At 71.6% G+C, this 16075-nt stretch carries 11 protein-coding genes; 9 read left to right on the top strand and 2 right to left on the bottom strand.

The annotated features are described in order from the left end of the window. The first annotated feature begins 188 nt into the window (after nucleotides 1-188). Nucleotides 189-2537 carry an alpha-L-fucosidase gene (locus tag ACZ4MF_RS10335; RefSeq protein ID WP_467491607.1) on the top strand — a complete coding sequence of 783 codons (2349 nt, stop codon included), beginning with the start codon at nucleotides 189-191 and terminating at the stop codon, nucleotides 2535-2537. A 101-nt stretch (nucleotides 2538-2638) separates the two neighbouring features. Here ACZ4MF_RS10335 and ACZ4MF_RS10330 read toward each other — a convergent pair whose 3' ends face one another. Beyond that, nucleotides 2639-3670, bottom strand: coding sequence for a LacI family DNA-binding transcriptional regulator (locus ACZ4MF_RS10330; protein WP_467491951.1), 1032 nt, complete (start codon nucleotides 3668-3670; stop codon nucleotides 2639-2641). A gap of 259 nt (nucleotides 3671-3929) precedes the next feature. Here ACZ4MF_RS10330 and ACZ4MF_RS10325 point away from each other — a divergent pair, with 259 nt between their 5' ends. From ACZ4MF_RS10325 to ACZ4MF_RS10305, 5 genes are all read left to right on the top strand, one after another. Next, nucleotides 3930-5216 carry an ABC transporter substrate-binding protein gene (locus ACZ4MF_RS10325; RefSeq protein ID WP_467491606.1) on the top strand — a complete coding sequence of 429 codons (1287 nt, stop codon included), beginning with the start codon at nucleotides 3930-3932 and terminating at the stop codon, nucleotides 5214-5216. A gap of 6 nt (nucleotides 5217-5222) precedes the next feature. Then, nucleotides 5223-6143, top strand: a complete 921-nt coding sequence (locus tag ACZ4MF_RS10320; protein ID WP_467491605.1) for a carbohydrate ABC transporter permease — start codon at nucleotides 5223-5225, stop codon at nucleotides 6141-6143. Further along, on the top strand, nucleotides 6140-7048 hold the full coding sequence (locus ACZ4MF_RS10315; protein ID WP_467491604.1) for a carbohydrate ABC transporter permease: 909 nt from the start codon (nucleotides 6140-6142) through the stop codon (nucleotides 7046-7048). Before ACZ4MF_RS10320 ends, ACZ4MF_RS10315 begins: the two co-directional genes overlap by 4 nt. 25 nt (nucleotides 7049-7073) lie before the next feature. Further along, complete coding sequence (locus tag ACZ4MF_RS10310; RefSeq protein ID WP_467491603.1) at nucleotides 7074-8339, top strand: glycoside hydrolase 5 family protein; 1266 nt, start codon at nucleotides 7074-7076, stop codon at nucleotides 8337-8339. Between the two features lie 64 nt (nucleotides 8340-8403). Next, entirely contained in the window at nucleotides 8404-11433 is a 3030-nt protein-coding gene (locus ACZ4MF_RS10305; RefSeq protein ID WP_467491602.1) for an alpha-mannosidase, read from the top strand. A 157-nt stretch (nucleotides 11434-11590) separates the two neighbouring features. Here the strand turns inward: ACZ4MF_RS10305 and ACZ4MF_RS10300 are convergent, their stop codons facing one another. Beyond that, the gene (locus ACZ4MF_RS10300) at nucleotides 11591-12295 is read right to left on the bottom strand and encodes a FadR/GntR family transcriptional regulator (protein WP_467491601.1); all 705 of its coding nucleotides are present in this window, start codon (nucleotides 12293-12295) and stop codon (nucleotides 11591-11593) included. A 163-nt stretch (nucleotides 12296-12458) separates the two neighbouring features. Here ACZ4MF_RS10300 and ACZ4MF_RS10295 point away from each other — a divergent pair, with 163 nt between their 5' ends. From ACZ4MF_RS10295 to ACZ4MF_RS10285, 3 genes are read left to right on the top strand one after another with little or no spacing between them, the layout of a single operon-like run. After that, nucleotides 12459-13541: a sugar ABC transporter substrate-binding protein gene (locus tag ACZ4MF_RS10295; RefSeq protein ID WP_467491600.1), complete on the top strand. Its 1083-nt coding sequence runs from the start codon at nucleotides 12459-12461 to the stop codon at nucleotides 13539-13541. Then, nucleotides 13538-15028 carry a sugar ABC transporter ATP-binding protein gene (locus tag ACZ4MF_RS10290; protein ID WP_467491599.1) on the top strand — a complete coding sequence of 497 codons (1491 nt, stop codon included), beginning with the start codon at nucleotides 13538-13540 and terminating at the stop codon, nucleotides 15026-15028. Before ACZ4MF_RS10295 ends, ACZ4MF_RS10290 begins: the two co-directional genes overlap by 4 nt. Beyond that, nucleotides 15021-16049 carry an ABC transporter permease gene (locus tag ACZ4MF_RS10285; RefSeq protein ID WP_467491598.1) on the top strand — a complete coding sequence of 343 codons (1029 nt, stop codon included), beginning with the start codon at nucleotides 15021-15023 and terminating at the stop codon, nucleotides 16047-16049. The genes ACZ4MF_RS10290 and ACZ4MF_RS10285 overlap by 8 nt, the downstream gene beginning before the upstream one ends. Nucleotides 16050-16075 lie beyond the last annotated feature (26 nt).

The raw sequence follows: 16075 nt of genomic DNA, 5'->3' as shown, positions 1-16075 counted from the left end.
CTGGCTACTCGTCGGTATGAATCGAGCGTGCAGGAAGAACTGTGCACGGTCGGGCGGGGCACGTCGAGGGGCTGATCTTTCATCCGATCAATGGCTCAAAATCTGTGCACCGCAGGCCCGTTGACAGTCCCGTGACGCCCACACAATCATCAGACGTCCGATGAATCGGAAGTGTATGGGAGCCGCTCATGAGCACGTATCCCAGACGAACGGTCCTCGCCACCGCCGCGCGAGCGGCGGCCGCGACCGCCCTCCCGCCCGCCGCCACGGCCACCGCCGTCACCCCCGCGAGCGCCGCCGGACGCCCGGGTCCCTGGGCCGCGGTCCCCGCCCCGGTGCCCGTCCCGCTGGACGCCCGCTACGACAACGACGGCATCGGCACCGCCTCCGCGCGCGGCGGCGACTTCGACGGATCCGGCTACACCTTCCCCGGCGAGGAACTCCCGGCCGGCCGCGTCGAGGTCGACGGCGTCCCCTTCCTCTTCCCCGCCCACGCCGCCGGCACCAGGAACAACCTGGTCGCCCTCGGCCAGCGCCTCGCCCTCCCCCGGGGCCGCTACCTGTCGGCCTTCTTCCTCGCCGCCGCCAGCTACGGCGACGCCTCCGGAACGGCCACCGTGCACTACGCCGACGGCACGACCACCACCGCAGGCCTCGGCGGCGCCGACTGGTACGCGACGGGCGGCCCGCTGTCGGCGCCGTACCGCTACCGGCCGGACGGCGGCAAGGACGAGCACGCTGTCGGCATCGGCGTGTCGGAGGTATGGCTCGATCCCCGCCGCGAGGCGATCGCGGTCACCCTGCCCGTCACCCACGCCGCCGAGGCGAACCAGACCTCCCTGCACGTCTTCGCCCTCACCCTCCAACCGGTCGCCGACGGGCGGGCGTTGGCCCTGCGCGGGCCGCACTCCACGCCCTCCCTCCTCGAACCCTCCGGCGCGCAGAGCGTCGAGGCGACCGTCGTCAACGCGGGCACCGTCGCCGTCCTCGCCGCCGACGGCGTCTCGGTGGCCGTCGACGTACCCGGCGCCCGCACCGTCCAGCCCGCCCGCGTGCGCCGCCTCGACCCCGGCGAACAGGCCCGGGTCCGCATCGGCATCCGCAACCGACCGGGCACGGCGCCGGGCACCCGGCAGGACGGCATCGTCACCGTCACCGGCCGGGGCACCCAAGTGGCCACGAGCAAGGCCTCGTTGACGCTCGGCACCGCCGACTACGCCCCCACCGAGGCCTCGCTCGCCGCCCACCGGGCGCCGTACTGGTTCCAGGGCGCCAAGTTCGGCATCTTCATCCACTGGGGCGTCTACTCCGTGCCCGCCTGGTCGCCGGTCGGCAAGGAGTACGCCGAGTGGTACTGGGACCACATGCAGGACCCGGCCGACGCCGTGTACGCCCACCACCGGGACACCTACGGCGAGGACTTCGCCTACGACGACTTCATCCCCCGCTTCACCGCCGAGAAGTTCGACCCGCGCGCCTGGGTGGAGCTCTTCCGCGACGCCGGCGCCCAGTACCACGTGCTGACCTCCAAGCACCACGAGGGCTTCGCCCTGTGGGACACCAGGGTCTCGGACCGCAACGCCGTGAAGGCGGGCCCGAAGCGGGACCTGGTCGGGGAGCTCTTCGAGGCGAGCCGCCGCTACGCCCCCGAGCTGCACCGGGGCCTGTACTTCTCGATGCCCGAATGGTTCAACCCCGACAACCCCTGGATGGGCCACGCCCCGCGCAACCCCTACACGCTCGCCCCGGTGCCGTACACCGGATACACCGCGGGCAAGGACTACGTGCACGACTACCAGGCCCCGCAGCTGCTGGAGCTGATCCACGGGTACGACCCCGAGATCATCTGGTGCGACATCGGCGGCGCCAACGACAGCCTGCACGTCCTCGCCGAGTACTTCAACCACGCCAAGAACCGGGCCCGTCCGGTCGACGTGACCGTCAACAACCGCTCGGGCATCGCCTTCCACGACTTCACGACCCCCGAGTACACGACGTACGCCGACACCGTCGTCGCCAAGTGGGAGGCCAGCCGTGGCCTGGACCCCTTCAGCTACGGCTACAACCGGGCCACGCCCGACTCCGCGTACATGACCGCCGAGGAGGTCGTGCACACCCTGGTCGACATCGTCTCCAAGAACGGCAACTTCCTCCTCGACATCGGCCCGCGCGCGGACGGCACCATCCCCGAGATCATGCAGACCCGGCTGCGCGAGACCGGACAGTGGCTGAAGGTGAACGGGGAGGCGGTGTACGACACCACGTACTGGTCGCGCACGGCCCAGCTCGGCGACGACCTGCGCTTCACGGTCCGCCCGGACGAGGCCTTCTACATCCACTCCCTCGCCGAGCCCGGCGCCAGGCTGACCGTCGAGGCACCGGTGCCCGTCCAGCCCGGCGACAAGGTGACCATGCTCGGCCACGACCGGCCCCTGACCTGGACCGTCACCGGCGGGTCGCTGGTGGTCGACGTGCCGGAGGCGGCCCGGAGGGCGGGGCGGTACGCGTGGGTGTTCAAGGTGGAGTGGCATGGCTGAGGCCCGGCAGAGACCGCACCGGCCGCTGCCGGCGCTGTTCGCCGCGCCGGGTCACGGCGGCGCGGTCGGCCGTACGGATCGCGGAGTTCGGGCTGTACCGGTCACGTACCTGACCGGCCCGCCGCGCCCCGCGCCGCCGCCCCCGTACTGCCCCGCCCCGTCAGCCTCGGCACCGGCACCCCCGCCGAGCGGGCCGCGCCGCCGTCCAGCAGGGCCAGCAGCTCGCGGGCGGCCGTGCGGCCGAACTCGGCGCTGTCGCGGGACAGGGCGGACAGCCGGGGTGTGACCATGCGGCACAGGGCCGAGTCCTCCCAGGAGACCACCGACACGTCCTGAGGGACGCGAAAGCCCAGGTCGGCCGCCGCCGCGAGGCCCGCCACGGCCATCACGTCGTTGTCGTAGATCAGCGCCGTGGGGGCGGGGCAGGCGCCGAGCACCCGGCGGGTCACGGCCGCGCCCTGCGTGTCGGAGTAGTCGGTGCTCACCGACCGGACCTCGCCCAGGCCCCGCCGCTCCGCCTCCGCGCGCAGCGTGGCGGTACGGCGCTGGGTGTGCGCCAGGTCCGGCAGGCCGGCGATGTGCACGATCCGGCGGTGGCCGAGCGCCGTCAGCTCGTCCACCACGGAGGCCATCGCGCCCGCGTCGTCCGCCCAGACCGTGGACAACCCCGGGTGGCACCCGTCGGGCTCCCCGCCGATCACCACGCCGGGCAGGCCCAGTTCGTCCAGCAGGGCGGGGCGCGGGTCCGTGGCGCGCGGGTCGACCACCAGCACGCCGTCCACCCGGTGCTCCGCCCACCAGCGCCGGTAGACCGCGCACTCGTCGGCCACGTCCTCGGCCACCTGGAACAGCAGGCCCAGATGGCGTTCGGCGAGCACCTCCTGGATGCCGGAGACGAGCTGGAGGAAGAACGAGTCGACGCCCAGGGTGTGCGCGGGGCGGGCCAGGACGAAGCCGACCGTCGCCGCGCCCTCGCCGGACAGCGCGCGGGCGGCCGTGCTGGGCCGCCACCCCAGCTGCTCGGCGACCCGGCGGACCCGGGCCCGGGTGGCCTCGGAGACGCCGGGGCGGTCGTTCAGCGCGAAGGAGACGGCGCTCTCGGAGACCCCGGCCCGCCGGGCGATGTCCTTCATCGTGGGCCGGCGTGCGGGTGACCGTCTGGTCGGCGGCACGTTTCCCCTCCCTCCCGGGCGATTTGGCTAATGCGCTTGAGTGTCAAGACCCTAAAGCGCATTAGCGAACTACGGCAAGCTTGCGGCGGAACTCCTCCGACCTGCACTAATGAAGCGTGGATTTCTTTAGTTCGGATGACTGCATTGACTTTCTCCGAACGGCCCGTGCATGGTCTCTCACGCCGCCAACAGCCCGACACAGCAAGGGAGCCGTGTCACCGTGCCCATGCCCCGCAGAGCCCTGTTCGCCGCTGCCGCCGCCCTCGTCCTGCCGCTGAGCGCCTGCGGTTCGGGCGGCGGGGGCGGCGGCTCCACCGACGCCTCCGGAAAGGTCGAGGGGAACATCACCTTCGAGACCTGGAACCTGCGCGCCAACTTCACGCCGTACTTCCAGGGCCTGATCGCCGACTTCGAGAAGAAGTACCCGGGCACGCACGTGAAGTGGATCGACCAGCCCGCCGAGGGCTACGCCGACAAACTCAGCGCCGACGCCGCCGGCGGCACCCTGCCCGACGTCGTCAACGTCTCCCCGGACCTGGTCGCCCCGCTCGCCAGGGCCGGGCTCGCCATGGACCTCGACAAGGCCGCGGCGACGTACAGGTCCGAGTATCTGGCCGGGGCGTGGGCCAGCCACCGGATCCCGGGCATGAGCGGCACGTACGCCTTCCCCTGGTACCTGAACACCGGCCCGCTCTTCTACAACAAGTCCCTGTTCTCCCAGGCCGGACTGAACCCCGGCCGGCCGCCGAGGACGTACGGCGAACTCTTCGCCGACGCCCTCCAGATGGCGAGGAAGAGCGGTGGCAAGGTCGCCACCCTCGCCAATGTGCCCACCATCGAGGACTTCGGCCGCTACGGCGTCCCGCTGATGAACCGGCAGGGCACCGCGTTCGCCTTCAACGACGCCAAGGGTGTCGAACTCCTCGGCAAATACAAGGAGTTGTACGACGCGAGGGCCCTCGAGCCGCAGGCGCTGACCGCAACCCCCGAGTCCTCCGGCAAGAAGTTCCTCACCGGTGCCGTCGCCATGAACCCCGGCAGCGCCCTCGACCTGGACAACTTCAAGAAGAACGCGCCCGGCCTCTACCAGAACATCGGCATCACCGACCAGATCACCAGCACCGGGCACGTCAACATGTACGTGATGGGCGTGATGGTCAACTCCCGCACCAGGCACACCCCGGCCGCCGTCGCCTTCGCCCACTTCGTCACCGACGCGCGGAACCAGATGTCCTTCGCGAAGAAGGTCGCCATCTTCCCCAGCACCGCCGGCTCCCTGAACGACCCGTACTTCACCAAGGAGGACGGCACCGACGAGACCCGGGTGCGCATCGCCGCGGCCACGTCCCTGAAGAGCGCGGTGAACTACACCCCCGTGCTGTTCAGCGACCAGATGAAGACCGCTCTGCGCAACGAGGTCGCCAAGGCGCTCCAGGGCAAGGAGAGCCCCGGGGAAGCACTCGACAACGCTGTCAGGGCCGCCGACCGGCTGCTCCAGCAGGGCTGACCCGCCATGGCCGCCACCCCCGTCCGCGTCACGGGCCGCGCGCCGGCCGGGACCAGGATCCGGCGACAACTTCCGGTCAGCCCCTGGCTGTTCGCGGCCCCCGGGCTGCTCGTCACCGGCGCGTTCGTGCTCTACCCGTTCGCCTCCACCCTGGTGAACTCCTTCACCGACCGCCGCACCCTGCTCCCGGGCCGTTTCGTGGGCCTCGCCAACTTCCGCGAGCTGCTCCACGACGACATGTTCTGGACCGGCCTGCGCAACAGCACGCTCTACGTCCTCGGCGTCGTACCCGCCCTGGTCGTCCTGCCGCTGCTGCTCGCCCTGCTGGTGCAGAAGAACATCCCCGGCATCACCTTCTTCCGCTCCGCCTTCTACACCCCGGTCGTCGCCTCGATGGTGGTCGTCGGGCTGGTCTGGGTATGGCTGCTGGACGAACGCGGACTGGTCAACTCGCTGCTGGAGACCGTCGGGATCGGCCGGGTCGGCTTCCTCAGCGACCAGTGGCTGCTCCTGCTGAGCGCGATGGCCGTCACGGTGTGGAAGGGCCTCGGCTACTACATGATCATTTATCTGGCGGCGCTCGCCGACGTGCCCCGCGAGCTGCACGAGGCCGCCGCCGTGGACGGAGCGGGACCGGTGCGCCGCTTCCTCACGGTCACCGTCCCCGCCGTGCGCTCCACCATGGTGCTGGTCGCCGCGCTCTCCTCGGTCGCCGCGTTCAAGGTGTTCTCCGAGGTGTACCTGATGGCGGGCCCCGACGGCGGCCCGGCCGGCGAGGACACCACCCTCGTCATGCTGGTCCAGCGCACCGGCACCGGCCTGACCGGCCGCGTCGGCTACGCCTCCGCCCTCTCCGTCGTCGTCTTCGTCGTCACCGTCGCGCTCATGCTGCTCGTGCTGCGTGCCGACCGCAGGGAGGAGGCGTGAGCGTCCTGGAGAAGGCACGGCCCGAGCGGCCCGTCGCCTCGCGGAGCAGGCCGCCGCGCGTCACCGACGAGCACGGCCGCCGGATCCGCGTCGGCGAACTGACCCTGCGCTACCTGCTGTTGCTCGCCGTCCTCGCCCTGACCGTCGGCCCGTTCCTGTGGCAGCTGTCCACCTCCCTCAAGGGCACCACCGAGGACATCTACAGCTCCCCGCCGAGCTTCCTGCCGGCCCACCCCACCCTGCACAACTACACGCGGGTCGCCGACACCGTCCCCGTCTGGGACTACGCCCTGAACTCCCTGAAGGTCGCGGCCGCCAACGTCGTGACCAACTGCGTCGGTTCGGCCCTCGCCGGATACACCCTGGCCCGGCTGCGCTTCCGCGGCCGGCGCGTGACCACGCTCGTGTTCGTGCTGGCCATGCTCGTGCCCGTCGAGGGCATCGTCATCGCCCAGTTCACCACCATGCGCGAACTCGGCCTGAACAACACGCTCATCGGCGTCGTCCTGCCCGGCGCGATCGGCGCCATGAACGTCCTGCTGATGCGGGGCGCGTTCCGTAATCTTCCCTACGAGATCGAGGAGGCGGCCTACGTCGACGGCGCCGACGTGTGGCAGCGGTTCCTGCGCGTCGCGCTGCCCGCGGTGAAGGGGACGCTCGCCGTCGTCGCGATCTTCGCCTTCATGGGCGCCTGGGACGACTTCCTGTGGCCGCTGATCGTCCTCAGCGACCCCTCCAAGTTCACCCTCACCATCGGCCTCAACTATCTGCACGGCACCTTCGCCAACGACGAACGCCTCGTCGCCGCCGGCACCGTGATCGCCGTGGCCCCGCTCATCGCCCTCTTCGCCTGCCTCCAGCGGTACTTCTTCCGCGGCGTCGGCGAGGGCGCCGTCAAGGGCTGAACACCCGTATGCCACAAGGATCTCCATGCCTCCTGCCGTCCGCTTCGGCGTCAACTACACCCCGAGCGAAGGGTGGTTCCACCACTGGCTCGACTTCGACCTCGACTCCGTGCGCGCCGACCTCGACGCCATCGCCGCGCTGGGCCTCGACCACATCCGCGTCTTCCCGCTGTGGCCGTACTTCCAGCCCAACCGCACCCTGATCCGCCCCCGCGCCGTCGAACAGCTCGTGGCCCTCGTCGACGCGGCCGCCGAACGCGGCCTGGACGTCAACGTGGACGGTCTGCAAGGGCACGTGAGCAGCTTCGACTTCCTGCCGGCCTGGACCCGCACCTGGCACCGGCGCAACCTCTTCACCGACCCGGACGTGGTGGCCGGCCAGGCCGCCTATCTGCGCACCCTCGCCGCGGCCCTCGCCGACCGCCCGGGCTTCCTCGGCATGACCGTCGGCAACGAGGTCAACCAGTTCGCCGCCGGCCCCCACCCCGACCCCGACCGCATCACGGCGGACGAGGCCGGGCGCTGGCTCGTGCAGATGCTGGCCGCCTGCGCCGAGGGCGCCCCGGACCGGCTCCATCTGCACGCGTCCTACGACGCCGCCTGGTACCAGGACGACCAGCCCTTCACCCCCGGCCACTCGGCCCGCCTCGGCGACGTCACGGCCGTGCACTCCTGGGTGTTCAACGGCACCGCCCAGCGCCACGGCCGTAGCTCCGTGCCCAGCGAGCACCACGCCGCCTACCTGGTCGAGCTGAGCAAGGCCTGGGCCGAGGCGCCGCACCGGCCGGTGTGGCTCCAGGAGGTCGGCGCACCCGCACCGCTCGTGCCCCCCGAGCACGCCGCCGCCTTCGCCGAGGCCACCATCGCCCACGCCCTCGACTGCCCCGACCTGTGGGGCATCACCTGGTGGTGCGCGTACGACGTCTCGCGCGACCTCGCCGATTTCCCCGAACTCGAATACGGACTCGGCCTGTTCACGGACGGCCGCGCGCCCAAGGACATCGCCCGCGTGCTGGCCGACGCCGCGCGCGACGCCGGCCGGGCCCCCGCGCCGCGCACCACCGCCCTCGTCGTCCCCGGCGATCCGGCCCTGCGCTCCCACTGCGCCCCCGGCGGCCCCGTCTTCGACGCCTTCTTCCGGCTCGTCGCCGACGGCGCCCGCCCCAGCACCGTCCTGGACACCCGCGCGGACGACGAGGACCACCTCGCCGCGCGCGGCATCACCGACGTCGTCACTCCCGACCAGGTACTCCCCACCATGGGGGAGCCGTACGACGACTCGAACCCGTGACCGTGACCCACCCCTGGCAACCCACCCGGAAACCGCACCCGGAACCCCGCAGGGAGCAGCCCGTATGCATGACGACCGCACGCTGGTGGAAGCCCGCCTCAGGCGTGTCCTCGACGAGCGCATCCGTCCCGCCGTGTACCCCGATTCCATCCCGCTGCAGGTCGCGGTGTGGCACGCCCCCGGCGAACCCGTACCGGTCGAGGAGGGACTCGCCGCCGAGCCCGGGCCGATCGAGGTGGGCGCGCGGTGGGGTGCTCCATGGGGCACGAGTTGGTTCCGGGTGACCGGGACCGTGCCCGAGGCGTGGGCCGGGCGGACCGTCGAGGCCCTGCTCGACCTCGGCTTCGACGAGAACATGCCCGGCTTCCAGTGCGAGGGCCTGGTCCACCGGCCCGACGGCACCCCGGTGAAGGGCCTCAACCCGCGCAACCAGTGGGTGCGGATCGGCGCCCCGGTGGCGGGCGGGGAGGAGGTGGTCCTGCACATCGAGGCCGCCTCCAACCCCGTCGTCCTCGACTACCACCCCTTCCTGCCGACCCGGCTCGGCGACAAGGAGACCGCCGGCAGCGAGCCCCAGTACACGCTCACCCGCATGGACCTCGCCGTCTTCGACGAGGCCGTGTGGCAGCTGGTCATGGACCTGGAGGTGCTCGGCGAGCTGATGGCGGAGCTGCCGGCGGACTCCGCGCGCCGGTACGACATCGTGCGCGCCGTCGAGCGGGCCCTGGACGCCGTCGACCTCCAGGACGTGGGCGCCACCGCGGACCGGGCCCGGCAGCAGCTCACCGGAGTCCTCGCGGCACCCGCCGTGCCGTCCGCGCACCGGATCAGCGCCGTCGGGCACGCGCACATCGACTCGGCGTGGCTGTGGCCGCTGCGCGAGACGGTCCGCAAGGTGGCCCGTACGACGTCCAACATGACCGCGCTGATCGAGGACGAGCCGGACTTCGTGTTCGCCATGTCCCAGGCGCAGCAGTGGGCGTGGGTGAAGGAGCACCGGCCCGAGGTGTGGGCGCGGGTGAAGAAGGCCGTGGCCGGCGGGCGGTTCGTGCCGGCCGGCGGGATGTGGGTGGAGTCGGACACCAACATGCCCGGCTCGGAGGCGATGGCCCGTCAGTTCGTGCACGGCAAGCGGTTCTTCCTCGACGAGTTCGGCATCGAGAACGAGGAGGCCTGGCTGCCCGACACCTTCGGCTTCGCCGCCGGCCTGCCGCAGATCATCAGGGCGGCCGGCTCCAAGTGGCTGTTGACACAGAAGATCTCCTGGTCACAGACGAACACGTTCCCGCACCACACCTTCCAGTGGGAGGGCATCGACGGCACCCGGATCTTCACCCACTTCCCGCCCGTCGACACCTACAACTGCTCCATGAAGGGCGGCGAGATCGCCCACGCGGCACGGAACTTCAAGGACAAGGGTCGCGCCCGGCACTCCCTCGCACCCACCGGCTGGGGCGACGGAGGCGGCGGCACGACCCGCGAGATGATCGCCAAGGCGGCCCGGCTGCGCGACCTGGAAGGCTCCGCGACCGTCGCATGGGAGACACCCCGTGCCTTCTTCGAGAAGGCCGAGGCCGAGTACCCCGAGCCGCCCGTCTGGGTCGGCGAGCTGTACCTCGAACTGCACCGCGCGACCCTCACCAGCCAGGCCCAGACCAAGCAGGGCAACCGGCGCAGCGAGCACCTGCTGCGCGAGGCGGAGCTGTGGGCGGCGACGGCCGCCGTCCGCACCGGATTCCCCTATCCCTACGAGGAGTTGGACCGCATCTGGAAGACGGTCCTGCTGCACCAGTTCCACGACATCCTGCCCGGCTCGTCCATCGCCTGGGTGCACCGGGAGGCCCGGGCGACGTACGGCCGGATCGCCGGGGAGCTGAACGGCGTCATCGACGCGGCCCAGCGGGCCCTGGCGGGGGAGGGGACCGCGGAGCTGCTCTTCAACTCGGCGCCGCACGGCCACAAGGGCGTGCCCGCCGGAGGTGCCGGGGCGGCCGGCCTGCCGCAGGGCACGACGTGTACGACGCTGTCGCCCCGCACCGGAGGCGGACACGTCCTGCACAACGGCCTGCTCCGCGTCGAGATCGACGCCCGCGGCCTCGTCGTGTCCGCGTACGACATCCAGGCCGACCGTGAGACCGTCGCCCCCGGCCGGGCCGCGGGCCTCCTCCAGCTGCACCCGGACTTCCCGAACATGTGGGACGCCTGGGACGTGGACGAGTTCTACCGGAACACCGTCACGGACCTCACGGACGCGGAGTCGGTCCAGCCCGCCGACGGCGGCGTATCGGTGCGGGTCACCCGCGCCTTCGGTGCCTCCCGCGTCACCCAGGTGCTGTCCCTGCCGCCCGGTGAGCGGCGGCTGGTGATCGACACCGAGGTCGACTGGCACGAGACCGAGAAGTTCCTCAAACTGGCGTTCCCGCTCGACCTGCACGCCGAACGGTACGCGTCGGAGACCCAGTTCGGCCACGTGTACCGGCCGACCCACACCAACACCTCCTGGGAGGCCGCCAAGTTCGAGGCGTGCAACCACCGCTTCGTCCACCTGGCGGAACCCGGCTGGGGCGTCGCCGTCGTCAACGACTCGACGTACGGCCACGACGTGACCCGCACGGTACGCACCGACGGCGACCGGGGTACGACGACCACGGTGCGCGTCTCTCTCCTGCGCGCCCCGCGTTTCCCCGACCCCGAGACCGACCAGGGCGTCCACCGCTTCCGGCACGCACTCGTGCCCGGCGCGGGGATCGGGGACGCGGTCCGCGAGGGCTGGCGGCTCAACCTCCCGGAGCGGAGGATCACCGGCGCGCACGCGGTCGCTCCGCTGGTCACGGTCGACGACGACGCCGTGGTCGTCACGGCCGTGAAGCTGGCCGACGACGGCAGCGGCGATGTGGTGGTCCGCTTCCACGAGGCGCACGGAGGCCGGGCCCGCGCCACGCTCACGGCGGGCTTCGAGGTGGCGGACGTGACCGTGACGGACCTGCTGGAACGGCCGCTCGGCGACAGCGAGCCGCCGACACGCGAGGGCGCGCGCGTCACCGTACGGCTGCGGCCGTTCGAACTGGTGACGCTCCGGCTCCGCAGGTCGTGATCGGCTCCTCAGCGGGGTCGGCGAAGTCCGCTGCGGTTCGACCGTGCCCCGAGGGGCCCGGGGCTCCATCAACATGCGGCTCCGCCGCGTGGGCGCGACCGGCCACGACGGCGCCGCAGACGAACGACGGCCCATCGCGGTACTTCCAGCGGAGCGCTCAGCTCCCGAGCTGGGCCCGCAGCCACTCCTCCACCTCGCCGACGTGGGCCGCCGCGGCGGCCCTCGCCGCCTCCGGGTCCCGGGCGGCGAGGGCCCGGTGGATGGCGGCATGCTCGCGCCGGGTGCGCGCGAACGCGCCCTCCTCCTGGTAGCCCCGCCACACCCGGGCCCGGAAGGTGCGCGACGACAGCCCCTCCAGGATCGCGGCCATCGTCTCGTTGCCCGCCGCCGCGGCGATCTCGCGGTGGAAGGCGAGGTCGTGGGCGAGGATCTCCTCGGGGTCGTCGGTGGCGTTCATCGCCGTCAAGTGCTCCTCGACTGCCGTGAGTTGGCTGTCGGTGATGCGCGCGGCCGCGAGTGCCGTCGCCGTCGACTCCAGGATCCGCCGCACCTCCAGCAGCTCCACCAGCCGCGGCCCCCGGGACAGGTCGGCGACCACCCCGAAGGTCTCCAGCAGATCGCCGGCCTCCAGCGCGGTGACGTAGATGCCGGAGCCGTGCCGGGCCTCCAGGACGCCCAGCACCGTCAGCGCGCGGATCGCCTCCCGCATCGAGCTGCGCGAGATCCCCAGCCGGGCCGCGAGGTCCCGCTCCGTGGGCAGCCGCTGGCCCGGCTCCAGCCGGCCCTCGGCGATCATCGCCTTGATCTCCTCGATGGCGCGCTGGGTCACCGTGCCCTTCTGCGGCACTTCTTCCGCGTCCACGTCGCTCCTCCTTCCCCCCGGTGTGCCGCAGTCTAACCAGCCGAGTGGTCCGACCACTACGGCCGAAATCCTCGAATTATCCGTGCACGAGGGTGTTGACTCGGCTCATTGGTCTGATAAGTATGCGGCGTCTGCTCGAACACCCTCAACGAGGAGCCGCGAGATGCCCGCCAGCACAGTGAGGAAGCGCAAGCGGTCACGGATCATCGGCGTGGCGGCCCTGGCCGCCGGCGCCTCGCTCATGCTCGCCGCCTGCGGCAGCACCAAGGACACGGCCGGCGCGGCCGGCGCGGGCGGCGGGGGCGGCGGGGGCACCGGCAAGGTCGGGGTGATCCTGCCGCTGCTGACCTCGCCGTTCTGGCAGTCGTACAACGACTACGTGCCCAAGATGGCGAAGTCCGAGGGCGTCCAGGTGCTGAAGACCGTCAACTCCAACAGCGACCCCTCGCAGCAGATCACCGACATCGACAACGAACTCACCCAGGGCGTCAAGGGGTTGGTGGTCGCCCCGCTGGACAGCGCCGCCGTCCAGGCCGGGCTCGACCAGGCCGAGCGCAGAGGCGTCCCCGTGGTCGCCGTGGACGTCGCGCCCGACAAGGGCAAGGTCGCCATGGTGGTGCGCGCCGACAACGTCGCCTACGGCACGAAGGCCTGCGACTACCTCGGACAGCATGTGAGCGGCGGCAAGGTCGTGCAGATCATGGGCGACCTCGCCTCGGTCAACGGCCGCGACCGCTCCGAGGCCTTCCGGACCTGCGTGCGGAAGAAGTACCCGAAGCTCAAGGTGCTGGAGATCCCCGCCAAGTGGGAGTCCGACACCGCCGCCGCCAAGCTCGACACCCTGCTGAACGCCAACCCCGACATCAAGGGCATCTACCTCCAGGCCGGCGGCGTCTACCTCGCGCCGACCCTGCAGACCCTGAAGTCCAAGAACATGCTCAGGACGGCCGGGCAGCAGGGCCACATCACCATCGTCTCCAACGACGGCATCCCGCAGGAGTTCGACGCCATCCGCAAGGGCCAGATCGACGCCACGGTCTCCCAGCCCGCCGACGCCTACGCCCGTTACGGCCTGTACTACATCAAGGCGGCCATGGCCGGGAAGGCGTTCCAGCCCGGACCCACCGACCACGGCTCCACGATCGTCAGACTGCCCAGCGGCATCCTGGAGGACCAACTGCCCGCGCCGCTGGTCACCAAGGCGAACGTCGACGACCCCGCGCTGTGGGGCAACACCGTCGAATGACCACGCCATTGATGCAAGCAGAGGGCATCGTCAAACGGTACGGCCCCACCGTCGCCCTCGCCGACGGCCGCCTCACCGTCGTGGCCGGCGAGTCCCACGCCCTCGTCGGCCGCAACGGTGCCGGCAAGTCCACCCTGGTGGGCGTCCTCACCGGACTCCAGGCCCCGGACGAGGGCACCGTCCGCTTCGACGGCTCGCCCGCGCCCGCCCTCGCCGACCGGGACGCCTGGCGCCGCAGGGTCGCCTGCGTCTACCAGAAGCCGACGGTCGTCCCGGAACTGACCGTCGCCGAGAACCTGTTCCTCAACCGGCAGCCCACCGGCCGCGGTCTCATCAGCTGGCGCCGGCTGCGCCGCGAGGCCGCCGAGCTGCTCGGCACCTGGGACGTGCACGTCGACCCGGAGGCCCGCACCGCCGACCTCCGGGTCGAGGACCGTCAAATGGTCGAGATCGCACGGGCGTTGAGCCTCGGCGCCCGGTTCATCGTGCTGGACGAGCCCACCGCCCAGCTCGACAACCGGGAGATCGAGCGGCTCTTCACCCGCATGCGCTCCCTCCAGGACTCCGGCGTCACCTTCCTGTTCATCTCGCACCACCTCCAGGAGGTGTACGAGGTCTGCCAGACCGTCACCGTGCTGCGCGACGCCCGGTGGATCACCACCGCCCCGGTCGCCGACCTGCCGAAGGCGGCCCTGGTGGAGGCCATGGCGGGGGAGTCCGTCGCCGAACAGGCCGTACCGCGGCGGCGGGCCGGGGAGAACGCCCCGGTCCTGCTGGAGGCGAGCGGACTTTCCTCACCGGCGTACGACGACGTCGACCTCACCGTGCGGCGCGGCGAGGTCGTCGGACTCGCAGGCTCCAGCGGCAGCGGCAAGACCGAACTGGCCGAATCCTTCGCCGGGTTGCACACCCCGACCGGCGGCACCGCCCGACTGGACGGCGAGCGGCTGCCGTTCGGCGACGTACGGGCGGCCCTGCGGGCCGGGATCGGCTGCGTCCCGCGCGACCGGCACGAACAGGGACTGGTGTCCGGCATGAGCATCGGCGACAACGCCACGCTCAGCGTGCTGGACCGGCTCGGCCGGGCCGGGTTCGTCGCCACCGACCGGCGGCGCCGCTTCGCCGCCGGCCTGATCGACCGCCTCGACATCCACACCGAGGGTCCCGACCAGCCCGTGTCCGACCTGTCCGGCGGCAACGCGCAGAAGGTCGTCATGGCCCGCGCCCTCGCCTGCGACCCCCGCCTGCTGGTCCTGATCAACCCCACCGCCGGCGTCGACGTGAAGTCCAAGGAGTCGCTGCTCGCGCGCATGGACGACGCCCGTGACGACGGCACCGCCGTCCTCGTCGTCTCCGACGAACTCGACGACCTGCGCCGCTGCGACCGCGTCCTCGTCCTCTTCCACGGCCGGGTCGTCGCCGAGCACCGGGCCGGCTGGCGCGACCACGAGCTGATCGCCTCCATCGAAGGAGTTGACCATGGCTGAGACCCGGGCGGCCCCGCCGCTCGCGCCGACCAAGACCCCGGACGCGCGGTCGGCCCGCACCGTGCTGCTGCGCCGGGCCCGCGAACTCGCTCTCGTCCCCGCGCTGTTGCTGCTCATGGTGCTCGGCGCCATGGTCAACGACTCCTTCCTGACCGAGCGCAACCTGATCTCCGTCCTCGGCGCCTCCGCCGCGCTCGCGATGGTCGTGCTCGCCGAGTCGCTCGTCCTGATCACCGGCAAGTTCGACCTGTCGCTGGAGTCCGTGGTCGGCATCGCCCCGGCCGTCGGCGCCCTGCTGGTGCTGCCCGCCGCCCAGTCCGGCTGGGGCACCGCGTGGCCGACCGCGCTCGCCCTCCTCGCGATCCCCGTGGTCGGCGCGGCCATCGGCGCCTTCAACGGCGTCCTCGTCGTCAAGCTCCGGCTCAACGCCTTCATCGTCACCCTCGCGATGCTCATCGTGCTGCGCGGCCTGCTCGTCGGCGCCACCAAGGGCAAGACCCTGTTCGGCATGCCCGACAGCTTCTACTCGCTCGCCACCACCACCTTCCTCAACGTCCCGCTGTCCGTGTGGCTCGCCGCGGTCGCCTTCGCCGTCACCGGGTTCCTGCTCAAGTACCACCGCACCGGCCGCGCCCTCTACGCGATCGGCGGCAACGCGGACGCCGCCCGCGCAGCCGGCGTCCGCGTGGACCGCGTCATGCTCGGCGTGTACGTCGTCGCCGGTGTCCTCGCCTCGATCGGCGGCCTGCTCCAGACCGGTTACGTCGGCGCGATCAGTGCCAACCAGGGCCAGAACATGATCTTCACCGTGTTCGCGGCCGCGGTGATCGGCGGCATCAGCCTGGACGGCGGCAAGGGCACCATGTTCGGCGCCCTGACCGGCGTCCTGCTGCTGGGCGTCGTACAGAACCTGCTCACGCTCGCCCAGGTCCCCTCGTTCTGGATCCAGGCCATCTACGGCGGCATCATCCTCGTCGCCCTCATGATCGCCCGGGTGACGACGGGCCGCGCCCAGGACTGACGCCTGCCGCAGACGACGGACCGTCA

The sequence above is a fragment of the Streptomyces sp. NPDC025793 genome, assembly GCF_055558375.1.
The sequence above is the reverse complement of the archived record's forward strand: the minus strand, read 5'-3'. Positions and strand labels throughout refer to the sequence as shown.

What these genes read in the sequence shown, in the direction of transcription:
- ACZ4MF_RS10330 (WP_467491951.1), bottom strand. Translation starts at nt 3,670, where the DNA reads ATGAAGGACATCGCCCGGCGGGCCGGGGTCTCCGAGAGCGCCGTCTCC.
- ACZ4MF_RS10320 (WP_467491605.1), top strand. Translation starts at nt 5,223, where the DNA reads ATGGCCGCCACCCCCGTCCGCGTCACGGGCCGCGCGCCGGCCGGGACC.
- ACZ4MF_RS10335 (WP_467491607.1), top strand. Translation starts at nt 189, where the DNA reads ATGAGCACGTATCCCAGACGAACGGTCCTCGCCACCGCCGCGCGAGCG.
- ACZ4MF_RS10305 (WP_467491602.1), top strand. Translation starts at nt 8,404, where the DNA reads ATGCATGACGACCGCACGCTGGTGGAAGCCCGCCTCAGGCGTGTCCTC.
- ACZ4MF_RS10290 (WP_467491599.1), top strand. Translation starts at nt 13,538, where the DNA reads ATGACCACGCCATTGATGCAAGCAGAGGGCATCGTCAAACGGTACGGC.
- ACZ4MF_RS10310 (WP_467491603.1), top strand. Translation starts at nt 7,074, where the DNA reads ATGCCTCCTGCCGTCCGCTTCGGCGTCAACTACACCCCGAGCGAAGGG.
- ACZ4MF_RS10285 (WP_467491598.1), top strand. Translation starts at nt 15,021, where the DNA reads ATGGCTGAGACCCGGGCGGCCCCGCCGCTCGCGCCGACCAAGACCCCG.
- ACZ4MF_RS10295 (WP_467491600.1), top strand. Translation starts at nt 12,459, where the DNA reads ATGCCCGCCAGCACAGTGAGGAAGCGCAAGCGGTCACGGATCATCGGC.